The sequence below is a fragment of the Streptomyces sp. OZ13 genome, from assembly GCF_052068155.1.
GTDB lineage: Bacteria > Actinomycetota > Actinomycetes > Streptomycetales > Streptomycetaceae > Streptomyces.
Genome location: NZ_JBQHCZ010000010.1, coordinates 23,492 through 44,989, shown reverse-complemented (window position 1 = coordinate 44,989; position 21,498 = coordinate 23,492). Strand labels below are relative to the sequence as shown.

The following is a 21,498-nucleotide window of genomic DNA, read 5'->3' as shown; positions in this document are numbered from 1 at the left end:
CCGGAAGCGATCCAGGGCCATAGGTTGATCCGCATGGAGGAGCTGGATCGTCAGATCGTGGACCTGCTCGTCAAGGACGGGCGGATGAGCTACACCGACCTGGGCAAGGCCACCGGCCTGTCCACATCGGCGGTGCACCAGCGCGTCCGCCGTCTCGAGCAGCGGGGCGTCATCCGCGGCTACGCGGCGGTCGTCGACCCGGAGGCCGTCGGCCTGCCGCTCACCGCGTTCATCTCGGTGAAGCCGTTCGACCCCAGCGCTCCCGACGACATCGCGGACCGGCTCGCCGGTGTGCCGGAGATCGAGGCCTGCCACAGCGTCGCCGGCGAGGAGAACTACATCCTCAAGGTGCGCGTCGCGACCCCCCTCGAGCTGGAGCACCTGCTCACCCGGATCCGCTCGCTCTCCGGCGTCTCCACCCGTACCACGGTCGTCCTCTCCACCCCGTACGAGGCCCGCCCGCCGCGGATCTGACCACAGTGGTCCACGGGCCGCGGCCACGGACCACCGGCCCGGCACGGGGCGCGCCCACCGGCTCTCTAGGCTTGCCCCATGACCGAGAGCACCGCCCCCCAGAGCGAACACCGCACCGTGCTGCTGCGCGGTGGAGAAGTCCACAGCCCCGCCGACCCCTTCGCCACCGCGATGGTCGTCGAGAAGGGACACGTCGCCTGGGTGGGCTCGGAAGGCGCCGCCGACGCCTTCGCCACCGGCGTCGACGAAGTGATCGACCTCGAAGGGGCCCTGGTCACCCCCGCGTTCACCGACGCCCACGTCCACACCACCTCGACCGGCCTCGCCCTCACCGGCCTCGACCTGTCGGGTGCGACCTCCCTCTCCGAGGCCCTCCGCCTCGTACGCGAATACGGTGCCGCCCACCCCGCCGCCGGCCAGGTCCTCCTCGGGCACGGCTGGGACGCGACACGCTGGCCCGAGCAGCGGCCCCCGAGCCGCGCGGAACTCGACGAGGCGGCCGGCGGACGGCCGTTGTACCTGCCGCGGGTCGACGTCCATTCGGCGGTCGTCACCACCGCGCTGCTGGATCTCGTTCCCGGCGTCACCGGTCTGGCCGGCTTCCACCCCGACGCCCCGCTGACCGCGGCGGCCCACCACGCCGTCCGCGCCGCCGCCCATGCGGCCGTCACGCCCGCCCAACGGCGGGCCGCGCAGCGGGCAGCGCTCTCCCGCGCCGCGTCCCTCGGCATCGGCAGCATCCACGAGTGCGCGGGCCCCGAGATCTCCGACGAGGCCGACTTCACCTCCCTGCTCGCGCTCTCCCGTTCGGAACCCGGCCCACGGGTCGTGGGCTACTGGGCCGAACAGGTCGCCGACGAGAAGGACGCCCGGCGCATCCGCGAGCTCGGCGCCTCCGGCGCGGCAGGGGACCTGTTCGTCGACGGCTCCCTCGGCTCGCACACCGCCTGCCTGCACGCCCCGTACGCCGACGCTCCCGCCACCACCGGAAGCGCCCATCTCGACGCCGCGGCCGTCGCCGCCCATGTGGCCGCCTGCACCCGGGCGGGGCTGCAGGCCGGGTTCCACGCCATCGGCGACGCCGCCCTCAGCGCGGTCGTCGACGGTGTCCGGGCGGCGGCCGACGTGCTCGGGCTCGAGCGGATCCGCGCCGCGAGGCACCGGATCGAGCACGCCGAGATGCTGACCCCTGAAACCATCGCCGCCTTCGCCGAGTTCGGCCTCACCGCATCCGTCCAGCCCGCCTTCGACGCGGCCTGGGGCGGCGAGGGCGGCATGTACGCCCAGCGTCTGGGCGCCGAGCGGGCCCGCACCCTCAACCCGTACGCGGCGCTGCTGCGCGCCGGGGTGCCCCTCGCCTTCGGCTCCGACAGCCCGGTGACCCCGCTCGACCCGTGGGGCACGGTACGGGCCGCCGCCTTCCACCGGACGCCCGAGCACCGCATCTCCGTACGGGCCGCCTTCACGGCCCATACCCGTGGCGGCTGGCGTGCCGTCGGCCAGGACGACGCCGGCGTCCTCGTGCCGGGCGCCCCCGCCGACTACGCGGTCTGGCGCACCGGGGCGCTGATCGTCCAGGCGCCCGACGACCGGGTGGCCCGCTGGTCCACCGACCCGCGCTCCGGTACGCCCGGTCTGCCCGACCTCGGACCCGGTGCCGAACTGCCCGTATGCGTCCGGACAGTGGTGGGAGGGCAAACCGTCTTCGAGGGACCGAACGGGTGACGTAAGGACATTTCGCGCCGTCGGGCCGCATTCCCACCGTTCCGCCTCGACCTGCGGATCTTCGCCCCTGACCTGGTGGTTCCCGTAATTCTCGCTGATCAGGCGACTGTTGACAGCGAGCGCCCACCGGCCGGTAGGTTCGGGACAGTCCACCGAAGAACTCCGACCGGCAACCTCCACGCAAGTCGTCGAACGCCGCTGGGTCATGGGGTGGTGTGCCGCACCGGCGCACCACCACTGGGAGCCAGGTTCAGCGCCCGCGCCTCGGGGGCAGAGGGAAGGTTTCCGCCGGTCGGCAGGTGCGACCCGGGTGGGGCCCGGCGTTCAGTAGACAACGGCTCTCGGTCGACCCGCAGCCAGCGGGCCCCAGGTCGGCCCGAAGGACGCCGGGCCCGATCCGCTGCGTCCTGCCGGGCCGGCCGTCGTTCCGTCCCCATGCGGTGTCCTCGTCGTTCCGCCGCAGCTCCGTAGATCCGTGTCGCCGGAAACGCCATGCCGGGGCTCGCTATGGTTGGGCTCTGCGACGGACTTTAAGGGGCAGCAGTGAACGACGGTGGTGCGGTTCCCCATGGTGGACCCCAGGGGAGGCGGTACGGCCCGCTCGGCCGGGTGTTGGTGATCATTCCCACCTACAACGAAGCCGAGAACATCCGGTCGATCGTCTCCCGGGTGCGCGCCGCCGTGCCCGACGCGGACGTGCTCGTCGCCGACGACAACAGCCCCGACGGCACGGGCAAGTTCGCCGACGAGCTCGCCGTGCAGGACGAGCAGGTGCACGTTCTGCACCGCAAGGGCAAGGAAGGGCTCGGCGCGGCCTACCTGGCCGGCTTCCGCTGGGGCATCGAGCACGAATACGGCGTCCTGGTCGAGATGGACGCCGACGGCTCCCACCAGCCCGAGGAACTGCCCAGGCTGCTGACCGCCCTCAAGGGCGCCGATCTCGTCCTCGGGTCCCGCTGGGTGCCCGGCGGGCGTGTCGTCAACTGGCCCAAGCACCGCGAGATCCTCTCCCGCGGCGGCAGCACCTACTCGCGTCTGCTGCTCGGTGTGCCGCTGCGCGACGTCACGGGCGGCTTCCGGGCCTTCCGCGCCGAGACCCTGGAAGGCCTCGGGCTCGCCGACGTCGCGTCCCAGGGCTACTGCTTCCAGGTCGACCTGGCCCGGCGGGCCGTGGCCGCCGGATTCCATGTCGTCGAGGTCCCGATCACCTTCATCGAGCGTGAGCTCGGCGACTCGAAGATGAACAGGGACATCGTCGTCGAGGCCCTCTGGCGCGTCACCGCGTGGGGAGTGGAGGAGCGGGCCGGCCGCCTCCTCGGCCGCAAGGCGTCACCGCCGCGGCGTCCGCGATCTTCCTGACAACCCCCTTACGCCGCTCCGGCAGGCGCCCAGGCACACTGGGAGCATGACGACCGGCGCACCGCCCCCGACCGCCCCGAGGCGCTCCCGCGCCCGCACTTTCGTCCCCCTGGCGATCGCCGCCTGGCTGGTCCTGGAGATCTGGCTGCTGACCGTCGTGGCGGACACGGCGGGCGGCTTCGCCGTCCTCGGGCTGCTCGTCGGCGCCGCGGTGCTCGGTGCCGTGGTGGTCAAGAGGGCGGGGCGGCGGGCCTTCGCCAACCTCACCGCGACGCTTCAGCAGCAGACGGGCAGCCAGGAGGCCGCGCCGTCCGTGCGGGCCGAGGGCAACGGGCTGCTGATGCTCGGCGGTCTGCTGCTGATGCTGCCGGGTCTCGTCTCCGACGTTGCCGGGCTGCTGCTTCTGGTGCCGCCGGTCCGGGCCCGGCTCGGCCGCGCCGCCGAACGCTCGCTGGAGCGGCGGATGAACGCCGCGAGGGCCGGCGGCCTCGGCGACGCTTTCCAGCAGGCCCGCATGCACCGCCCGGACGGCAAGGTCGTCCAGGGCGAGGTGATCCGCGAGGACGGCGCGCGGCCCCGCGACGAGGAGCCCGGCCGGCGGCCGCCGCTGACCCCCTGATCCCCGCCGGGTGCGGCTCCTTCCATGACGGCCGGCGCCGTACGGGGCCGCGACCGGCTCCCCGGATGCGGACATGACGAGAGCCGCGGCCGGCCCACACGGTGTGTGGGCCGGCCGCGGCTCTCGTGCTGCTCGCTTCGCGCGCCTGAACGCGCTACGCGGACTTGCGGCTGTCGCGCGGGTGCACCGCGATGTTCATGGCGCCGGAACGAAGGACCGCCAGCCGTTCGGCCAGCACCTCTTCCAGCTCCTCGCGGGTGCGCCGCTCCATCAGCATGTCCCAGTGCGTGCGCGCCGGCTTGCCCTTCTTCTCTTCGGGGCCGTCCCCGTCGACCAGGAGTGCCTGGGCGCCACACGCCTTGCACTCCCACTCCGGCGGAATCTCCGCCTCGACCGAGAACGGCATCTCAAAACGATGTCCGTTCTGGCATGCGTACTCCACCGCCTGGCGCGGGGCCAGGTCGATGCCGCGGTCCGTCTCGTAGCTGGTAACCACAAGTCGCGTGCCGCGGAGAGCTCGCTCACTCATGAATCGTGCCTCCCGGGCTTGTCGCCCACAGGACAGGTGTCGCTGTCGTCGTCATCCGGTCAACGTCCGGTCGGCGGTAAAGATTCCCGTTCCGGGTCATGCGTCGCCCGTCGTGCCGCTGCTTTGCCATTGGTTGGGGTACCCACCAGTGCCCGGTTTGTCACATCTGACAGAAAGTGTCACCCACTGATTTCACTATTCCAGCACGCAGTAACGGTCCGCCTGGCAAGCCAAAGGCGTACACTACCGGCCTTTTACTCAGGCGTCTAAATCCGCTCCGGTACCGGGTTCCCCGCAGCGGCCACCGCACGCCTCACGGGAACCCTCGCGAGCAGCACGAATCCCACTCCGAAGAAGATCACCAAAGAGATGATCGCGTCACGGTAGCTGCCCGACATCTGATACGCCAGACCGAATACGAGCGGTCCGAGCCAGCTGAGCCCTCGATCGCTCATCTCGTAGGCCGAAAAGTACTCCGCCTCCTTGCCCCGCGGCACGAGATGCGAGAACAGCGACCGCGACAGCGCCTGGCTCCCGCCCAGGACCAGTCCGATGGCGGCCGCGAGGCAGTAGAACCACAGCGGCTCGCCCGGGGGCAGGAAGTACGCCGCCGCCAGGATCAGGGTCCACACCGCGAGCGAGGCGAGGATCGTGCGCTTCGCGCCGTACGAACGGGCCAGCCGGCCCATGCCCAGCGCCCCCGCGACCGCCAGCACCTGCACCAGCAGCACCGCGGTGATCAGGGTGGTCTGGTCCAGGCCCAATTCCTCCGAGCCGTATACGGAGGCCTGGGAGATGACCGTCTGTACGCCGTCGTTGTAGACGAGGTACGCGAGCAGGAACGAGAGGGTGAGGGGGTGCCGGCGCATGTCGCGGAGCGTCGCGACGAGCTGCCGCCACCCCGATCCGACCGCGCCCTCGCCGGACGGTGCGATCCTGCGGTCGCGCAGCCGGCGCAGCGGGATCAGCGTGAAGGCGCCCCACCAGAGACCGGCCGAGGCCAGGCAGATGCGGACCGCGTCGCCCTCGGAGAGGCCGAACGACTCGTGGCCCGAGTAGACGATCAGGTTCAGCACCAGCACGAGGGCGCCGGACGTGTAGCCGAAGGCCCAGCCGCGCGACGACACCGCGTCCCGCTCCTCCGGCCCGGCGATCTGCGGCAGATACGCGTTGTAGAGGACCATCGACACGGCCAGCGCGGCGTTCGCCACGATCAGCAGGAGAGCGCCCAGCAGATAGCGGTCGCCGTCCAGGAAGAACATTCCGGTCGTCGCCGCCGCCCCGACGTACGCGGCGACGGCGAGCAGCGGCTTCTTGCGGCCCGTACGGTCCGCGGCCGCCCCGGCGAACGGCATGATCAGCACCGCGAGAACCACCGAGACCGACACCGCGTACGGGAAGACGGAACCCGCCCGCACCGGGATGCCCAGGGGATGGACGAAGCCCTCGGCGTCGGCCGCGGCCTTCGCCACCGACGTCAGATAGGGCCCGAGGAAGACCGTGAGCACGCTCGTCGAATAGACGGAGCACGCGAAGTCGTAGAAGTACCAGCCTCGTTGCTCGCGTCTGCGGGCACCGTCGTCCTCGCCGGTGCCCTCGGTGCTGTCCGCCGTGTCCGCACTCACTCGGCGCCCCCTCGCTCATGCCGTCGCAGACGCCGGTGCCCCCGCGGCCGCGCGGGCGCGATCAGACCCACACTCCCCGGTCGGTCAGCACCGTGCGCAACGTCTCAAGATGATCGGTCATGATGCCATCCACGCCAAGGTCCAGGAGCCGGGCCATCCGGTCGGCGTCGTTCACCGTCCACACGTGGACCTGCAGGCCCCGCCGGTGGGCCGCGCGTACGAAACGCCGGTCCACCACGCGGATCCCGCCCTGCGTCTCCGGCACCTGTGCGCACACCGCACCGCTGCGCACCGCCGCCGGTATCCCGTACGAGCCGAGCCGCAGGCCGAGCACGCCCCGCACCCCGTACGAGGTCGCCAGGCGCGGACCCGCGAGCCGCATCGCCCGGGCCACCCGGGCCTCCGAGAACGAGCCGACGCACACCCGGTCCCAGGCCGCGGTCCGCCGGATCAGCTCCATCAGCGGCGCCAGCGCGGACTCCGCCTTCAGGTCCACGTTCCACCGGGCCTCGGGGAACTCCTCCAGCAGCTCCTCGAACAGCGCCAGCGGCTCGCGGCCGGCCACCCTCGCCCTGCGTACCTCGCTCCACGGCAGGGCGGCGATCCGCCCTCTGGCGTCGGTCACCCGGTCCAGGGTGGTGTCGTGGAAGGCGACGAGACGTCCGTCCGACGTCGTGTGCACATCGGTCTCGAAGTAGCGGTATCCGGCCGCGGCGGCCCGGCGGAAGGCCTCCGCGGTGTTCTCGATGCCGTCGGCCGCCCCGCCGCGGTGGGCGAAGGCGAGGGTCGCGGGGTGGTCCAGATAGGGGTGGCGTATGCGGGTCACCGCGGCAGTATGGCCTGCGAGGGTGACCCGGTGGCGACCACGGTGCTGCGTCCGTCCCTCTCCCGGACGGCGAACAGGCGCAGGAACAGCTGCGCCAGCGGCCCGATCGCCAGCGCGTACGCCACCGTCCCGATGCCGACGGAACCGCCGAGCGCGAACCCGGTCGCGACGACGGCGACCTCGATCGCGGTGCGCACCAGCCGGATCGAGCGTCCGGTCAGCCGGTGCAGCCCGGTCATCAGGCCGTCCCGCGGGCCCGGTCCGAAACGGGCCGCGATGTAGAGGCCCGTCGCCGCGCCGTTGAGCACGATGCCCGCGACCATCAGCGGAATCTGCCCGACGAGCGTCGTCACCTGCGGTACGAGGGACAGGGTGGCGTCCATGGCGACGCCGATGACGAACACATTGGACACGGTCCCGAGGCCGGGCCGCTGGCGGATCGGTATCCACAGCAGCAGCACCACGGCGCCCACGATGATCGACACCACGCCGATCGTCAGCCCGGTCAGCTCGGCCAGCCCCTGATGCAGCACCCCCCACGGCTCGAGACCGAGCCCGGCGCGCACCAGCAAGGCGGAACTCGCTCCGTACAGCGCGAGGCCGACGTACAGCTGAAGCAGTCGGCGGATGAGATGCGCGGACACGATGGCGCCCCCTGTCTGGTGTTCGTGGACTGACGCATGACACTCTGTGGCTATGGAACGACCGGCAACCATGGCCAATTCGAGGAAGGTGGACCGACTTCCATGACGCAGTGGACTTCTGCCGTGGGCGCGGCCCAGCTCGCCCGACAGCTCACGTCCCAGCAGGCGCGCCCCGCGGGACCCGGCGCCCGCAAGCCGCCGGCGTACCGCGCGCTCGCCGACGGCATCCGCCTGCTCGTCCTCGAGGGCCGCGTGCCGGTCGCGGCACGGCTGCCCGCGGAACGCGAACTGGCGCTGTCCCTCTCGGTCAGCCGCACCACCGTCGCCGCCGCGTACGAGGCACTGCGCGGCGAGGGCTTCCTCGAGTCCCGCAGGGGCGCCGGCAGCTGGACCGCCGTACCCGCCGGGAACCCGCTGCCCGCCCGCGGCCTCGAGCCCCTGCCGCCGGAGTCGCTCGGCTCCATGATCGACCTGGGCTGTGCCGCCCTGCCCGCGCCGGAGCCGTGGCTGACCCGGTCCGTCCAGGGCGCCCTCGAGGAGCTGCCGCCCTACGCCCACACCCACGGCGACTACCCGGCCGGTCTGCCCGCCCTGCGCCGGATGCTCGCCGACCGCTACACGGAACGCGGCATCCCGACCATGCCGGAACAGATCATGGTCACCACCGGCGCCATGGGCGCCATCGACGCGATCTGCCACCTGTTCGCCGGCCGGGGCGAACGCATCGCCGTCGAATCGCCCTCCTACGCCAACATCCTCCAGCTGATGCGCGAGGCCGGCGCGCGGCTCGTGCCCGTCGCCATGGCCGAAGGACTCACCGGCTGGGACCTGAACCGCTGGCGCCAGGTGCTGCGCGACGCCGCGCCCCGGCTCGCGTACGTCGTCGCCGACTTCCACAACCCCACCGGCGCGCTCGCCGACGAGCACCAGCGCCGGGCCCTGGTCGAGGCCGCCCGCTCGGCCGGGACGGTGCTCGTCGTCGACGAGACCATGTCGGAACTGCACCTCGACCGGGACATCGAGATGCCCCCGCCCGTCTGCTCGTTCGATCCCGCGGGCTCCACGGTCCTCACCGTCGGCTCCGCCAGCAAGGCCTTCTGGGCCGGCATGCGGATCGGCTGGGTCCGCGCCGCTCCCGACGTGATCCGCTCCCTCGTCGCCGCCCGCGCGTACGCCGACCTCGGCACGCCGGTCCTGGAGCAGCTCGCCATCAACTGGCTGATGCGCACCGGTGGTTGGACCGACGCCGTGTCCATCCGCCGAGAGCAGGCCCGTGACAACCGGGACGCGCTCGTCGCCGCGGTGCGCAAGGAACTGCCGGCCTGGGAGTTCGACGTCCCCCGCGGCGGCCTCACCCTCTGGGTCCGCACCGGCGGCCTCTCCGGCTCCCGCCTCGCCGAGGTCGGCGAACGCGTCGGCGTCCGGGTGCCGTCGGGGCCGCGCTTCGGGGTCGACGGCGCCTTCGAGGGCTACGTGCGACTGCCTTTCACCGTGGGCGGCCCGGTGGCGGAGGAGGCGGCGGCCCGCCTCGCCGCGGCGGCGCGCCTCGTCTCCAAGGGAGCGACGACGGGCACGGAGGCCCCCCGCACGTTCGTGGCGTAGCCGCCCCGGTGCCATTCCACAACGCCGTCGGGCCGGGCGATCGCCCGGCCCGAAGATCCGCCCGCCCAGGACCTAGGGTTCCGCCGGGACCGTGGGCGGGCAGAGCGGCTTCGCCGGGATCACCGGCGGCGCCGGGGGAGTTTCCGGAGTGCCCGGGCCGGCGGGCAGGAGGGCCAGGACCGCCTGCCGCTGGGCCTCCGTCGTCGCGTCGTCGAACGGGTCGGGCGTCGCCGGGACCTGGAGCCGCAGGACCGGGCCGTTGCCCAGCCGTGCGTAGCCCCGGCCGGCCGGGACGTCGGGGACGGGCGTGGAGCGCGGGGTCTCCCCGAGCACGGACCTGATGTCGTCCGCACCGGCCGCGCCCAGCACCACCCGGGCACGGGTGTGCGTGCGTACCGCCTCGGTCAGCGCGCCGACGCTGTCGAACTGCTCGGCCACGACCACCGTCACCTGCGCGGCCCGCCCGTGGCGCAGCGGCACGGACAGCAGCTCCTGGGGGTCCATGTGCCCGTCGGCCGCGGCCAGGTGTCCGAAGACGCCGGGCCGGTCCACCAGGATCCACAGCGGCCGCCTGGTGTCCTCGGGGGCCGGCTGCCCGGCCTGCCGGGCCCGGTTGGCGGCGATGAGCCGCCGCTCCGTCTCGTGTGCGGCCCACTCCAGGCTCGACAGCGCGCCGGCGAGACCGCATTCGACGGCCAGGACCCCCGCACGGCCGGTGAGACAGGCGTATTCGCCGGTTCCACTGCCCTCCACGATCAGTACGTCCCCGTGCTGCAACGCCTGCAGGGCGATGGAGCGGAGAAGGGTCGTGGTGCCGCTGCCCGGTTCGCCGACGGCCAGCAGGTGGGGCTCTGTGGAGCGGGGGCCGGTGCGCCAGACGACCGGAGGCGCCTGGACGGTCCCGTCGCCCGTCGTGACCGGCACCGTGCGTTGGACCGCGTCGGCGTCGGTGAAGCCGAGGACGGTCTCGCCGGGGACGGTGACGAAGCGCTGGGCGGCGATGCCGGTGGACAGGGCGGGCAGCACGCTCATCACGAGCTCGTTGCCCTCCTCGTCCCAGGTGAAGAGGTATTCGCGCCCGCGCCCGGACTTCGCGTGCAGCAACTGCTCGATCCGGGCCCGGGCAGCATCCTCGCCGTCGGTGAAGTACGCGGGGTAGGTGACGCGCAGCCGGGTGAGGCGGCCGTTGCCGTCGAACTCGTACTCACTGAAGGCCTTGCCCCACTCCCCGCCGTGGGCGAACAGCGGAGCCGGGTCCTCGGGGACGGAGAAGTACGGGACGAGTGCCTCGTACAGCGCCCGCAGCCGGGCGGTCTCCGCCTCGTCGGGTCCGGTCCTGGCCGGGGTCCTGACACGGCCCTGCCAGGCGGCCGCGCCCATCACCGAGATCAGGGCGACCAGGGGCCCGTAAGGGATGAGCGCGACCACCAGGACGCAGGCGGCGACAAGGAACAGGGTCGGACCACGCCGCTCCTTGGGGGTGCCGGCCCACTTCTGCCGGCCCTTCACGGCGAGCTTCCGCAGACCGCGGGAGACCGTGATCAGCGGATGGAGGACGTCCGTGGCGCTGTCGGCGGCCGTGCGCGCGATCTCTCGGCTGCGGGTGATCTGCGCGCTGCCGCTGCTCAGAATGCGGGGGAGTGGACGCCGGGCCACATCGTCTCCTGTGGGTGCCGAAGGGACAGGCGGTCAGAACTTGATCCCGCCCAGCAGACCGGCCAGGCTCGTCGTGCCTGCCTGGATGCTGGGGGCGATCGCGGTGCCGGCGAGGAAGAAGCCGAACAGCGCGGAGACGAGCGCGTGCGAGGCCTTGAGGCCGTCCTTCCTGAAGAAAAGGAAGACGATGATGCCGAGCAGCACGACGCCTGACATGGACAGAATCATGAGGTTCTCCTGGGTGAGGGGACAGTCACCATGAGTTCTTCCAGACTTACCGAAAGTATCTATGCGACAAAAGGTGCAAAAGAGTGAAATTCTGAGCATTTCACTGCACTGGTGGACAGGCGGTCGTTGCCCGGCGGGCAGAGGGCCGGACCGCGCGGCACAGTGCCTCCGCGGCGGGATCCATTGCCACCGCCGCGCCGCGTCATGTCGGCCGCCGGGCAGTACCCTGTCGATTCACTCGTACGGCTGCTCCTGCCGTGCGGGCCAGGTCAAACGGTGAAAGGCGGTACGTCCGATGAGTGAGGTCCCGGACCCCGAGGTGATCGAACTCGCGACCAAGGTCTTCGACCTGGCGCGACAGGGGGAGACCGAGGCGCTCGCCGCGTACGTCGACGCCGGCGTCCCGGCCGACCTCACCAACGACAAGGGCGACACGCTCGTCATGCTCGCCGCGTACCACGGCCACGCGGCCGCCGTGGAGGCGCTCCTCGCTCGCGGCGCAGAACCGAACCGGGCCAACGACCGGGGGCAGACCCCTCTCGCCGGCGCCGTCTTCAAGGGGGAGGACGCCGTCATCCGCGCTCTGCTCGACGGAGGCGCCGACCCCCACGCGGGCACCCCGTCCGCGGCGGATACCGCGCGGATGTTCGGGAAGGCGGATCTTCTGGAGCTGTTCGAAGGCCGCTGAGCGGCTCGCGGACAGCCGCGAGGGCCACCGCGGGGGGCGCCGTAAATGTGGTCGCGGTGGCGAAATGGGTGGGTCATCATGACGTCAGCCCCATCCCGGACGACATCAACCGGGAGTTTCCCCTGGGGCCACCGAAGAGAGGCAGAGGAAGATGGTCTACACCGAGCGGAAGACGCGTACGACGACGGGCGGCCCTGCATGCTGCTGCGTGGCCTAGGCACAACAGTCCCCGGTTGCGTCGACAGCTTGATGTGAGGCATTTTCCATGTTCGATCCAGTCATAGCGCCGAGCGGCACCCTGCTCGGCCTGCTGCAGAGGGGCCGTGGCGACGGCACGCTGCACGCGCTCGCAGCCCCGCGGGCCGAAGCACTCGCCGCCCTCAACCACTGCGTGCTCAATGACCCCCGCCACGACTGGCAGGTCGAGAACCGCTCCCTCTACTACGCACGCCTCTACCTCGATCTCCACGGCAGCCTCGAGGAGATCGAGCGGCATCTGTGCGACGCCGACGACCACCTCGACACCGAGGAGTGCCGGACCGGTCTCGCCCTCGCGGTGCTCGGCCATCTCGCCTCCTACGGCAGGGGCGACGCACTCGCCCTGCTGCGGCAGTACGCGAGGAACGGCGCCAACTGGGCGTGGGCGCTCGACGAGCTCGCCCTCCGCGACGACGACGCCGGGCTGCGGGCACTTGCCGTTCCCGTCCTGTCCCGGTTCCCCGCGACACCCGAAGGCGACGCCGAACTGGCCGCCGCGGTGCGGGACTCCTTCGAACCGCGGCCCTGGCGGCTGTGGGCGGAGGACGCGCGGGAAGGCGTGGGCGCCAGGATCAAGGCAGCGCAGGAAGCGGGCTCCTTCGACCGCTGGCAACGCCAGATGCGGCCCTCCGGGCCCCGGCCCGGCTGGAGCGTCCAGGCGGTCCTGGACTGGGCGGACGAGGGATTGGAGCGAGGCAGCGCCTTGCACGTCCCGGCAGCCCGGTGCCTGAGCGCCGTCGCAGGGCCGGAGGACCGGCCCGTCATCGTCGAAGCTGCCCGCAGCGGCCCGGACGGCGCGCGCTGCACCGCCCTCCACTACCTCGCCGAGTCACGCGACGCCGTCGTCCTCGACCTGATCGAGACGGCGGTGGGCGCCGGTTCGAGGACCGTCGCCGAAGCCGCCGTCGCCGCCTTCGAGCGGATGTGCGGCGAGGAGGCCGTCGACCGCGCACGGGCCTGGGTGCACCGCCCCGACGCCCTGGGCGCCTCCGCGGCCGGCGTGCTCGCCTGCCGCGGCGTCCCCGGCGACGCGCAGCTCGTCCTCGGCGCCCTGCGCGAGACCGTGCGGGGTGACGGGCCCGACTCGCCCCGGCTGTGGACCCTGGTCGACGGCGCGGGACGGCTCGGCATCGCCTGCGCCGCCCCCGTGCTGCGCCATGTGTACCGGGAAACCGCCTCCTCGCACCTGCGGGGCCGCGCCGCCCGCGCCCTCGCCACGACCGACCCCTCCTTCGCCACCGGCTTCGCAGTCGAATGCCTGTGGGACTGCGAGGAGACCACCAGAGAAGTCGCCGCACTCCACGCGGAGACGGGTGACGTACGCGTCGCCGACCGGTTGCGCAGGCTCGCCGCCGACCCGGCGGAGGAGGCCGAGGTGCAGACCGCCGTACGGAGCCGGATCGGCCCGGACCGGCCGACGGTGTGACACACATCCCGTGACGGACCCCGGCGCCCCGGGGTCCTGGGACGGGCCCCCGGCCGACGCCCGCGGGGGAGGGCGATCGGCGGCTGACACCGGTCGGCAGCCGGCCCGGACACAAACGCTCATGGGACGTTCCACATACGGAAAGATCCACGTTGGCGCAGCCACTCCGGGGCCGACGACAACACGGGTATGCGTGTCGTCATCGTCACCGAATCCTTTCCGCCAGACGTCAACGGTGTGGCGCACTGCGCCCAGCAGACCGCCCGGCATCTCGCCGCCTGCGGTCATGAACCGCTCGTCGTCGCCCCGGCCGCGGCCGGGGCGACGAGCTGTGACGCGGCCGCCCCCTTCCCGGTGGTGCGCGTGCCCTCGCTGCCGCTGCCCGGCTATCCGCAGGTGCGCGTCGCCCTGCCGAGCCGCCGGGTCGCGGCGGCGATCACCGCGCACCGGGCCGACCTCGTCCACCTCGCCAGCCCGTTCGTGCTCGGGGTGCGCGGCATGGCCGCCGCGGCGCGCCTCGGCCTGCCGGCCGTCGCCGTCTACCAGACGGACCTGGCCGGCTACGCGCGCACCTATGTAGGAGCGGGCGAGGGCGCCGCGTGGCGGCGCATCAGGGCCGTGCACGGCGCCGCCGACCGTACCCTCGCGCCGTCCACCGCCGCCGTGCGCGACCTCGAGGAACACGGTGTCGAGCGGGTGCGGCTGTGGCCGCGCGGAGTGGAGACCACGCGCTTCCGGCCGCAGCTGCGGGACGAGGAGCTGCGCCGCACCCTGGCGCCGGACGGCGAGGTGATCGTCGGATACGTCGGCCGCCTCGCACCCGAGAAGCACGTCGAACTCCTCGCCGGGGTCTGCGCGCTGCCGGGCGTACGGCTCGTCGTCGTAGGCGACGGACCCAGCGGTACGGCTCTGCGCGCCGCCCTGCCCGGCGCCGTGTTCCTCGGCCGGCGGACCGGCGACGATCTCGCCCGGATCTTCGCCTCCTTGGACGTCTTCGCGCACACCGGCCCCTACGAGACCTTTTGCCAGACCGTGCAGGAGGCCATGGCCAGCGGGCTTCCCGTGATCGCGCCGGCCGCCGGGGGCCCGCTCGACCTAGTCGCGCACGGCCGGACCGGGCTGCTCGTGGAGCCGCACAGCGCCGACGCCGTACGTGCGGCGGTCGCCACGCTCGTCGGCGACCCCGCCCTGCGGGCGGCGTACGGGCTGGCCGGGCTCGCCGCCGTCGAGGGCAGGACCTGGGCGGTGGTCGGGGACCTGCTGCTCGACCACTACGCCGATGTGCTCGGCGCGCGTACGGCGGTGGCCGCATGAGCGGGGGACACGGCCTGCGCATCGTACGTCTGGCGAACTTCGTCACCCCCTCGTCCGGAGGGCTGCGCACCGCGCTCGCCGAACTCGGCCGCGGATACCTGGCCGCGGGCCACGAGCCGGTTCTCGTCGTCCCCGGTGAGGTGGAGAGCGACCGGCTGACCGAGCAGGGGCGCGTCATCACCCTGCCCGGGCCGGAGATCCCCGGCACCGGCGGGTACCGGGTGCTCGCCGGGCGGCGCCGGCTCCGCGGCCTGCTGGAGGAACTGGCGCCCGACCGGCTCGAGGTCTCCGACCGCACCACACTGCGCTGGACCGGAGAGTGGGCGCGGCGGCAGCGGATCCCCTCGGTGATGGTCTCGCACGAGACCGCCGACGGAGTGCTGCGCACCTGGGGCCTTGCCGAGTCCGTCGCCGCCGCCACCGCCGACCGGCTCAACCGCCGCAGCGCGTGGGCCTATTCATGGATCGTCTGCACGACGGAGTGGGCGGAGCGGGAGTTCGTACGGATCGGGGCGCGCAATGTCGTACGGGCACCTCTCGGTGTCGACCTGCGGCGCTGCCGGCCGGAACGCCGCAGCGCACTGCTGCGCGCCCGGCACGCGGCGGGAGCCGACGTAATGCTCCTGCTGTGTTCGCGGCTGTCCGTGGAGAAACGTCCCGCTACCGCCCTCGACGCGCTCGCCGCACTGCGCGAGAGGGGCCTGCGGGTGTCGATGGTCGTCGCGGGCGACGGGCCGCTGAAAGCCTCGCTCGTGCGCCGGGCACACGCGGACCGGCTGCCCGTCCACTTCCTCGGCCATGTCCCCGACCGGGAAGCGGTCGCCGACCTCCAGGCGGCGGCCGACGTGTGCCTGGCCCCGGGGCCGGCCGAGACCTTCGGGCTCTCCGCCCTCGAGGCGCTGGCCTGCGGTACCCCGGTCGTCGCCAGCGCCTCCTCGGCGCTGCCCGAGGTCGTGGGCGACGCGGGGATCGCAGCGGCCGACACGGGCGCGGACTTCGCGGCCGCTGTCCTGGAGTTGCTCGCCCGCCCGGAGGAGGCGCGCCGCCGGGCGGCACGGGCGCGGGCCGAACTCTTCGACTGGCAGCGTTCGGTGACGGCGTTCCTCGCCGCCCATCAGGCGCTGCCGGCCGGGGACCCGGCCTCCGGCCCGGGGAGCGGACGATGACGCCGGCCGGCACACCCGACTGCCTCCCGCCGCCCGCGACGGTGGCGGAAGCGGACGCCGGGCCCCGTACGGACGAGCAGGCCCACGGCCCCGGCGTCCCGGCCGCGCCGTCCCGCCGCACGGGTAAGGAGCGGGGCGGCCGTGCCGTACGGACCGTACGGTTCGCGGCGCTCGGCGACTCGTTGACCGCCGGCGTCGGGGATCCCGTCGAAGGCGGCCGGCGGGGATGGGCGGCGCTGCTCGCCGGCACGATCGGCGGCGACGGCACGTCCGTGCTCTTCCGCAACCTCGCCGTCAGCGGCGCCCTCAGTAAGGACGTCGCCGAGGCTCAGACGCCCGCCGCTCTCGCGTTCGCACCGGACATCGCGTCCGTCGTCGTCGGCGTGAACGACACCTTGCGCCGCACCTTCGACATAGCCGACGTCGCCCGGCGGCTGGACGACGCCACGTCCGCGCTCGCCGCCCGCGGGACCGTGCTGCTGACGGCGTGCCTGCCCGACCCCGGCGCCATGTTCGGCCTGCCCGTCCCGCTCGCCCGCCCCCTGGCCAGACGCCAGCGGGCGGTCAACGCCGTGGTGCACGCCCTCTCCGACCGCTACGACACCGTCCACCTGCACGCGGCCGACGCGGCATGGGTGGCCGACCGCGCCATGTGGAGCGCCGACCGGCTCCACCCGGGGGAGCGTGGCCACCGGATGCTCGCCCGGCGCTTCCACGAGCTGCTCGCCGCCCGCGGTCTCGCCGACGGCCGTCCACCGGACGCCGAGCCCGACCAGCCGCCACCGACGACGGCGGAGGCGCTGCTGTGGCTGGCGACGGCCGGCACCGCCTGGGTGGGCCGCCGCTGCACCGACCTCCTGCCGCAGCTGGTGCGCCTCGCGGGCGACGAGGTGCACCACTGGGCCCGTGGCACGAGCGCCCGCCTCGACCGCAGCGCCGAACTGGCCCTGTCCGCGGCGCTCGCGGCGATGTCTCCGGCCGTGCCGGGAGGGCACCTCGGGCCGGGGACGGGGGACTGAGGGGCGCGGCGGCGGGTGCCGGGTCCCCTGGCGAACGGGTCGTCGCGCGGCGGTCACAGGAGTTCGCGGTCGCGTGTCTCCGGCAGGCCGGTCAGGGCGAGCACGGCGAGCCCGTAGCCGGCGGCGCCGAGGACGAGGGCACCGCCCACGCCCCAGCTGTCGGACAGGAAACCGACGAGCGTCGGCAGGAACGCGCCCACCGCGCGGCCGCTGTTGTAGGTGAAGCCCTGCCCGGTGCCCCGGACCGCCGTCGGGTACAGCTCGCTCAGGAAGGAACCGAATCCGCTGAAGATGGCCGACATGCAGAACCCGAGCGGGAAACCGAGCACCAGCAGCAGGCTGTTGGAGCCCGGGGGGATGTTGGTGTAGGCGAGGATCCCCACCGAGGACAGCACGGCGAACAGCGCGATGTTCTTCTTCCGGCCGATCCGGTCGGTGAGGTAGCCGCCGGTCAGATAGCCGATGAAGGCGCCGGAGATGAGGAACGCGAGATACCCGCCGGTGCCGACGACCGTCAGCCCGCGTTCGGTCTTCAGATAGGTGGGGACCCAGGTGGCGAGGGTGTAGTAGCCGCCCTGGACGCCCGTGGACAGCAGTGTGGCGAAGAGCGTGGTGCGCAGCAGGTCCTTCTTGAAGATCGTGGTGAACGATCCGCGTGCGGTGCCGGCGCGGCGCAGCTCCGCCGCCTTCGGGGCGTCGCTCACATTGCGGCGCACGTAGATCACCAGCACTGCGGGCAGCGCGCCGGTCCAGAACAGCACGCGCCACGCGGTGTCGGCGTCGACGAACCGGAAGACGAGTGTGTAGACGATCACGGCGAGCGCCCAGCCGGCCGCCCAGGCGCTCTGGACCGCGCCGAGCGTGCGGCCGCGGTGCTTGGCGGTGGCGTACTCGGCGACGAGGATCGCGCCGACCGCCCACTCACCGCCGAAGCCGAGGCCTTGAAGGGCCCGGAAGACCAGCAGCGTCTCGTAGTTGGGTGCGAAGCCGCAGAGCACGGTGAACACGGCATACGTGATCACCGTCGCCATCAGTGCCTTCACCCGGCCGACGCGGTCCGCGAGGATGCCCGCGAGGGCGCCGCCGACGGCGGACACGACCAGGGTGACGGTGGTGAGAAGCCCGGTCCTGCCGTTGTCGAGGCTGAAGTACGCGGAGATCGCGACCATGCTCAGCGGCAGGGTGAAGTAGTCGTAAGAGTCGAGGGCGTAACCCCCGAACGCACCGCCGAAGGCGCGGCGGCCGCGTGGGCCGAGGGCGCGCAGCCAGGCGAACGTTCCGGTGTCCTCGGGGAGTTGGTCGTTCTTCTGCCGGACCTGTGGCGTGCTCATCTGCACCTCGCTGGGGGAGGGGAGCGGGACGGAGCATCTGGCGGTGTACAGTCACGCCAAGGTAGGGGATTGTTGAACGATACGGCAAGAGTCGTGTTGAGCGTTCCAGCCGTCACTGCGTCGTCCGGGCCTCGCGCCGGCGAGAACGGACGCGTACTCCCTCGCTTCGGGAGCCCAACCGGGTCCCCGCGCAGGCAGGTTGAGGCCGTTGGTGAAATGTCCATTGCGGCGCCTTCAGGCAGGCGGTGCCGGCGCCTTCGGGCGGGCGGTGCCGAGGCCTGCGCCCCAAGGCGGCCCGCGGGGCGCGGCCGTCCTTGGCGGGCGGCGCCGAAGGGTGCTCTGCGTCGTTTCGACCGTTGTCGGTGCGAGGACCTAATCTGTCCTGCGTGACTTCGCCTGCCTCGACGGACCTCGCTCCGCCCCAGCTCAGCGCGGGGCCGCGCCCCGCGCAGGGCCCGGCCGCCGACGAAGGGCTCGCGCGGCGGCTCCGCGCGCTCGCGTGCACCGCGCCCCTGCACGACCTGGACGTACGCAAGGCGAATCTCGCGGGCGAGTACTCGGTCTACGCCATGGCGGAGGTGGCCCTCGCGGCCATCGACCTCGTCACGCTCAACATGGACTTCGACACCGGCGCCGACCACGACCAGATAGTCGCGCGCCTCCTCCCGCGGGTCGCCGCCCAGGCCCCGGGGCGGCCTGCCGCCGAACACGAGCGCGTCGCCCGCTGGGTGCTGGAGAACCTGATCAACGTGGGCAGCGTGGACCGCGGCTTCCGCGCCGTGTACGGCACCTTCGGACCAGATGGCGTCTACACCCGCCGTGACTACGACTTCAAGCTCATCGAGGAAGTCCCCGGCCGTGACGGCACCGTCTATCTGCGCACCACCGACGAAGCGGTCAACGTGCTGGTCGGCGCACTCGACACCGATGTCACCAGCGCGCAGATCGCCGCCGAGGTGAAGCTCGAGGTGCTCATCAACCGCGGCCGCCTCGCCGACGCGCAACTCGCCGCCGAACAGGCCCGCTACCGGACCGTGCAGTACAGCGAGACACTGCGCCGCACCCTCGAGGCCACCCGGCGCAACGTCCGCGCCGTCGACTGGCTCCGCACCGTCCCCGACATGATCGCCGAGGCGCTCGACCACGTCGCCGACCGCTACCGCCACGAGAACGCGATCCTCACCAACATCCGCAAGGCCCGTGACGAGGCCGAGACCGGCGCCGACCCGAAGACGGCCGAGCACAAGCGGCGCGCCGCCGAGCTCGTGGACATAGTCAAGGACTGCATCCGGCGGCACACACAGCTCCAGTCCCGGCTGCTGGAGGCCGGACCCCTGTTCCGCGCCGAGCAGGACCGGCAGGCCTTCGCCCGGCCCGCCGCCCGCAGCGGCCTCGACCTGTACGGCCAGCTGCTGGCCCCGCTACTGCCGCTGCCCGTGGAGTCGGCCATCCGCGTCACCGACGCGTTCTTCGCGAGCGGCACCGGGCTGCGCACACCGTCCTCCGTACGGGTCGGCGATCTGGTGGACCTGCTGCTGACCCCGCCGGCGGAACGCGAACACCTCGGCGCGGAGATGCCGGAACCGGACCTGATCGCCACCCCCGACGACAGCCGCTTCAGCGAGGAGCAGCTCGCGATCGCCATGGACCTGCTCGACCTCGAGCACGACGCGCCGCGCCGCCTGTCCGGGCTGCTCGCCGAGGCCCGCCGCCGGGACCCCGAACTGCCGTACCTGGTCGCGCTGCTGGCCGTCCACGCGGCGAGCCCGCCGGTCGGCACCGCCTACCGCCAGGGCGAGCAGCGACTGCTGTTCGCCGTCGACGACGGCACCGAGCTCGACGACCCGGAGTTCGGCGGCGCCGACCTCATCGTCGGCACGGCGCTGCTCGACGCGGTGGGCATGGCGGCGGCACGCGCGGAGGCGACATGAGCCTCCACCCCGCCGGCCGTCCCGCCGCGCATGGGGGCGACATGACCTCCGCCCGCGCCGGCCGTCCCACTGCCGCACCGCCGTGCCCCGCCCCCACCTCCGACCCGACCACTCACCACCGAGGAGCCCCGTGAGCGACCACCACGCCGAGCCCCCCGCCGCGTGGAGCGACCAGGCCGCCCCGCAGGGACCCCCTTCCGGCCCGATGGCCACCACCACCGCGGCCGCCGCCGGCGGCGTCACGCCCGCCGACGCGGCGGACGCCGCGCGGCTCGTCTCCTTCGGCCTCCAGCCCAAACTGCTGCCGGCCCGCGACGCCGAATACGCCGACCTGCTGCGCCGCTACCGCGAGGACTCCGCCTTCGCCCGCCTCGCCGACGCGGTCGCGACCGGCCTCGGCCTGGTCGTGCTCGAGGTGTCGCCCCGGGCGGGCATGGCCGTCACCGCCGGCGAGGACTCGGTGTTCGCCGTACGGATGGGCGACTACGCCCGCCGGGCCTCCGCCGAGTCCGCCGACCGCTTCCTGCACGGCCTGGCCCATCTCGCCGTCGCCGCCATGGCCTTCCCGCGCCCCGAGGACCTCGCCGATGACGGATACATCGGCCGGATCACCGTCAACGGCGTCGACGCCTTCGTACGTCAGGCCTGCCGGCGTCTCGAGGAGCGCGCCGACGAGCAGGGCGACAACACCGACCCGGCCAGCGACGCCCCCGGCCTGGAGGCGGCCTGGCGGGTCTACGCGCGCCGCAGCGCCACCGGCGCCACCAAGGACGCCCGCCGCCTCGCGGGCTCGACCACCGGCATCGTCGGCAAGGCCGTCGCCTTCCTCACCGACTCCGGCTTCCTCCAGCGGACCGGCGACGACGCCGGAGGCGCGTACCGCACCACCGCCCGCTACCAGTTGCAGGTCCGCGACATGGCGGGCAGCGCCGCGATGGCCGAGCTGCTGGAGCTGGGCGTCGTCCCGGTCGGCGACGGCTCGGCCACGCTCGTGGCGCCGCCCGACGGCGACGACCTCGACCTGGCCGCCGACGCCGGCCTGCCCTTCCACGCGTAACCGCCCGCGCAACTGTTAGAC

General features: G+C 73.1%; 19 protein-coding genes. 12 read left to right on the top strand and 7 right to left on the bottom strand.

The window, feature by feature from the left end; genetic code table 11:
• The first annotated feature begins 33 nt into the window (after positions 1-33).
• The 4 genes from ACTMTU_RS22100 to fxsA all read left to right on the top strand — a co-directional run bounded on the left by ACTMTU_RS22100 (position 34) and on the right by fxsA (position 4,177).
• Positions 34-474, top strand: a complete 441-nt coding sequence (locus tag ACTMTU_RS22100) for an Lrp/AsnC family transcriptional regulator (RefSeq protein WP_441265242.1) — start codon at positions 34-36, stop codon at positions 472-474.
• A gap of 78 nt (positions 475-552) precedes the next feature.
• Complete coding sequence (locus ACTMTU_RS22095; protein WP_441265241.1) at positions 553-2,199, top strand: amidohydrolase; 1,647 nt, start codon at positions 553-555, stop codon at positions 2,197-2,199.
• 543 nt (positions 2,200-2,742) lie between these two features.
• Positions 2,743-3,558 (top strand): polyprenol monophosphomannose synthase, encoded by an 816-nt coding sequence (locus tag ACTMTU_RS22090; protein ID WP_441265240.1) that lies wholly within the window; start codon positions 2,743-2,745, stop codon positions 3,556-3,558.
• Positions 3,559-3,604: 46 nt separating this feature from the next.
• Complete coding sequence (fxsA, locus tag ACTMTU_RS22085) at positions 3,605-4,177, top strand: FxsA family membrane protein (protein WP_441265239.1); 573 nt, start codon at positions 3,605-3,607, stop codon at positions 4,175-4,177.
• 154 nt (positions 4,178-4,331) lie between these two features.
• On the opposite strand, the gene ACTMTU_RS22080 is transcribed toward fxsA, so the two are convergent.
• From ACTMTU_RS22080 to yczE, 4 genes are all read right to left on the bottom strand, one after another.
• Positions 4,332-4,706: an RNA polymerase-binding protein RbpA gene (locus tag ACTMTU_RS22080; protein ID WP_003959706.1), complete on the bottom strand. Its 375-nt coding sequence runs from the start codon at positions 4,704-4,706 to the stop codon at positions 4,332-4,334.
• A 266-nt stretch (positions 4,707-4,972) separates the two neighbouring features.
• Positions 4,973-6,331, bottom strand: coding sequence for an MFS transporter (locus ACTMTU_RS22075; protein ID WP_441265238.1), 1,359 nt, complete (start codon positions 6,329-6,331; stop codon positions 4,973-4,975).
• Between the two features lie 61 nt (positions 6,332-6,392).
• A complete protein-coding gene (locus ACTMTU_RS22070; protein ID WP_441265237.1) occupies positions 6,393-7,157 on the bottom strand; it encodes a glycerophosphodiester phosphodiesterase family protein in 765 nt (254 codons plus the stop codon).
• Positions 7,154-7,873 (bottom strand): membrane protein YczE, encoded by a 720-nt coding sequence (gene yczE / locus ACTMTU_RS22065; RefSeq protein WP_441265412.1) that lies wholly within the window; start codon positions 7,871-7,873, stop codon positions 7,154-7,156. The genes ACTMTU_RS22070 and yczE overlap by 4 nt, the downstream gene beginning before the upstream one ends.
• 30 nt (positions 7,874-7,903) lie before the next feature.
• On the opposite strand from yczE, the gene ACTMTU_RS22060 reads away from it, so the two are divergent.
• On the top strand, positions 7,904-9,403 hold the full coding sequence (locus ACTMTU_RS22060) for an SCO1417 family MocR-like transcription factor (protein WP_441265236.1): 1,500 nt from the start codon (positions 7,904-7,906) through the stop codon (positions 9,401-9,403).
• A 72-nt stretch (positions 9,404-9,475) separates the two neighbouring features.
• Here the strand turns inward: ACTMTU_RS22060 and ACTMTU_RS22055 are convergent, their stop codons facing one another.
• Positions 9,476-11,059 carry a hypothetical protein gene (locus tag ACTMTU_RS22055; protein ID WP_441265235.1) on the bottom strand — a complete coding sequence of 528 codons (1,584 nt, stop codon included), beginning with the start codon at positions 11,057-11,059 and terminating at the stop codon, positions 9,476-9,478.
• A gap of 33 nt (positions 11,060-11,092) precedes the next feature.
• Positions 11,093-11,287 carry a hypothetical protein gene (locus tag ACTMTU_RS22050; RefSeq protein WP_005320068.1) on the bottom strand — a complete coding sequence of 65 codons (195 nt, stop codon included), beginning with the start codon at positions 11,285-11,287 and terminating at the stop codon, positions 11,093-11,095.
• Positions 11,288-11,582: 295 nt separating this feature from the next.
• Between ACTMTU_RS22050 and ACTMTU_RS22045 the strand changes: the two genes are divergently transcribed.
• The 5 genes from ACTMTU_RS22045 to ACTMTU_RS22025 all read left to right on the top strand — a co-directional run bounded on the left by ACTMTU_RS22045 (position 11,583) and on the right by ACTMTU_RS22025 (position 17,158).
• Positions 11,583-11,975 (top strand): ankyrin repeat domain-containing protein, encoded by a 393-nt coding sequence (locus tag ACTMTU_RS22045; RefSeq protein WP_441265234.1) that lies wholly within the window; start codon positions 11,583-11,585, stop codon positions 11,973-11,975.
• Positions 11,976-12,240: 265 nt separating this feature from the next.
• Complete coding sequence (locus ACTMTU_RS22040; protein WP_441265233.1) at positions 12,241-13,659, top strand: HEAT repeat domain-containing protein; 1,419 nt, start codon at positions 12,241-12,243, stop codon at positions 13,657-13,659.
• A 189-nt stretch (positions 13,660-13,848) separates the two neighbouring features.
• On the top strand, positions 13,849-14,973 hold the full coding sequence (locus ACTMTU_RS22035) for a glycosyltransferase family 4 protein (RefSeq protein ID WP_441265232.1): 1,125 nt from the start codon (positions 13,849-13,851) through the stop codon (positions 14,971-14,973).
• Positions 14,970-16,139, top strand: coding sequence for a glycosyltransferase (locus tag ACTMTU_RS22030; protein WP_441265231.1), 1,170 nt, complete (start codon positions 14,970-14,972; stop codon positions 16,137-16,139). Before ACTMTU_RS22035 ends, ACTMTU_RS22030 begins: the two co-directional genes overlap by 4 nt.
• Entirely contained in the window at positions 16,136-17,158 is a 1,023-nt protein-coding gene (locus tag ACTMTU_RS22025; RefSeq protein ID WP_441265230.1) for an SGNH/GDSL hydrolase family protein, read from the top strand. The genes ACTMTU_RS22030 and ACTMTU_RS22025 overlap by 4 nt, the downstream gene beginning before the upstream one ends.
• Before the next feature lie 53 nt (positions 17,159-17,211).
• On the opposite strand, the gene ACTMTU_RS22020 is transcribed toward ACTMTU_RS22025, so the two are convergent.
• Positions 17,212-18,489, bottom strand: a complete 1,278-nt coding sequence (locus tag ACTMTU_RS22020; protein WP_441265229.1) for an MFS transporter — start codon at positions 18,487-18,489, stop codon at positions 17,212-17,214.
• A gap of 386 nt (positions 18,490-18,875) precedes the next feature.
• On the opposite strand from ACTMTU_RS22020, the gene ACTMTU_RS22015 reads away from it, so the two are divergent.
• Both ACTMTU_RS22015 and ACTMTU_RS22010 read left to right on the top strand, forming a co-directional pair.
• Positions 18,876-20,420, top strand: a complete 1,545-nt coding sequence (locus tag ACTMTU_RS22015) for a hypothetical protein (RefSeq protein WP_441265228.1) — start codon at positions 18,876-18,878, stop codon at positions 20,418-20,420.
• Between the two features lie 130 nt (positions 20,421-20,550).
• Complete coding sequence (locus ACTMTU_RS22010) at positions 20,551-21,477, top strand: hypothetical protein (RefSeq protein WP_441265227.1); 927 nt, start codon at positions 20,551-20,553, stop codon at positions 21,475-21,477.
• Positions 21,478-21,498 lie beyond the last annotated feature (21 nt).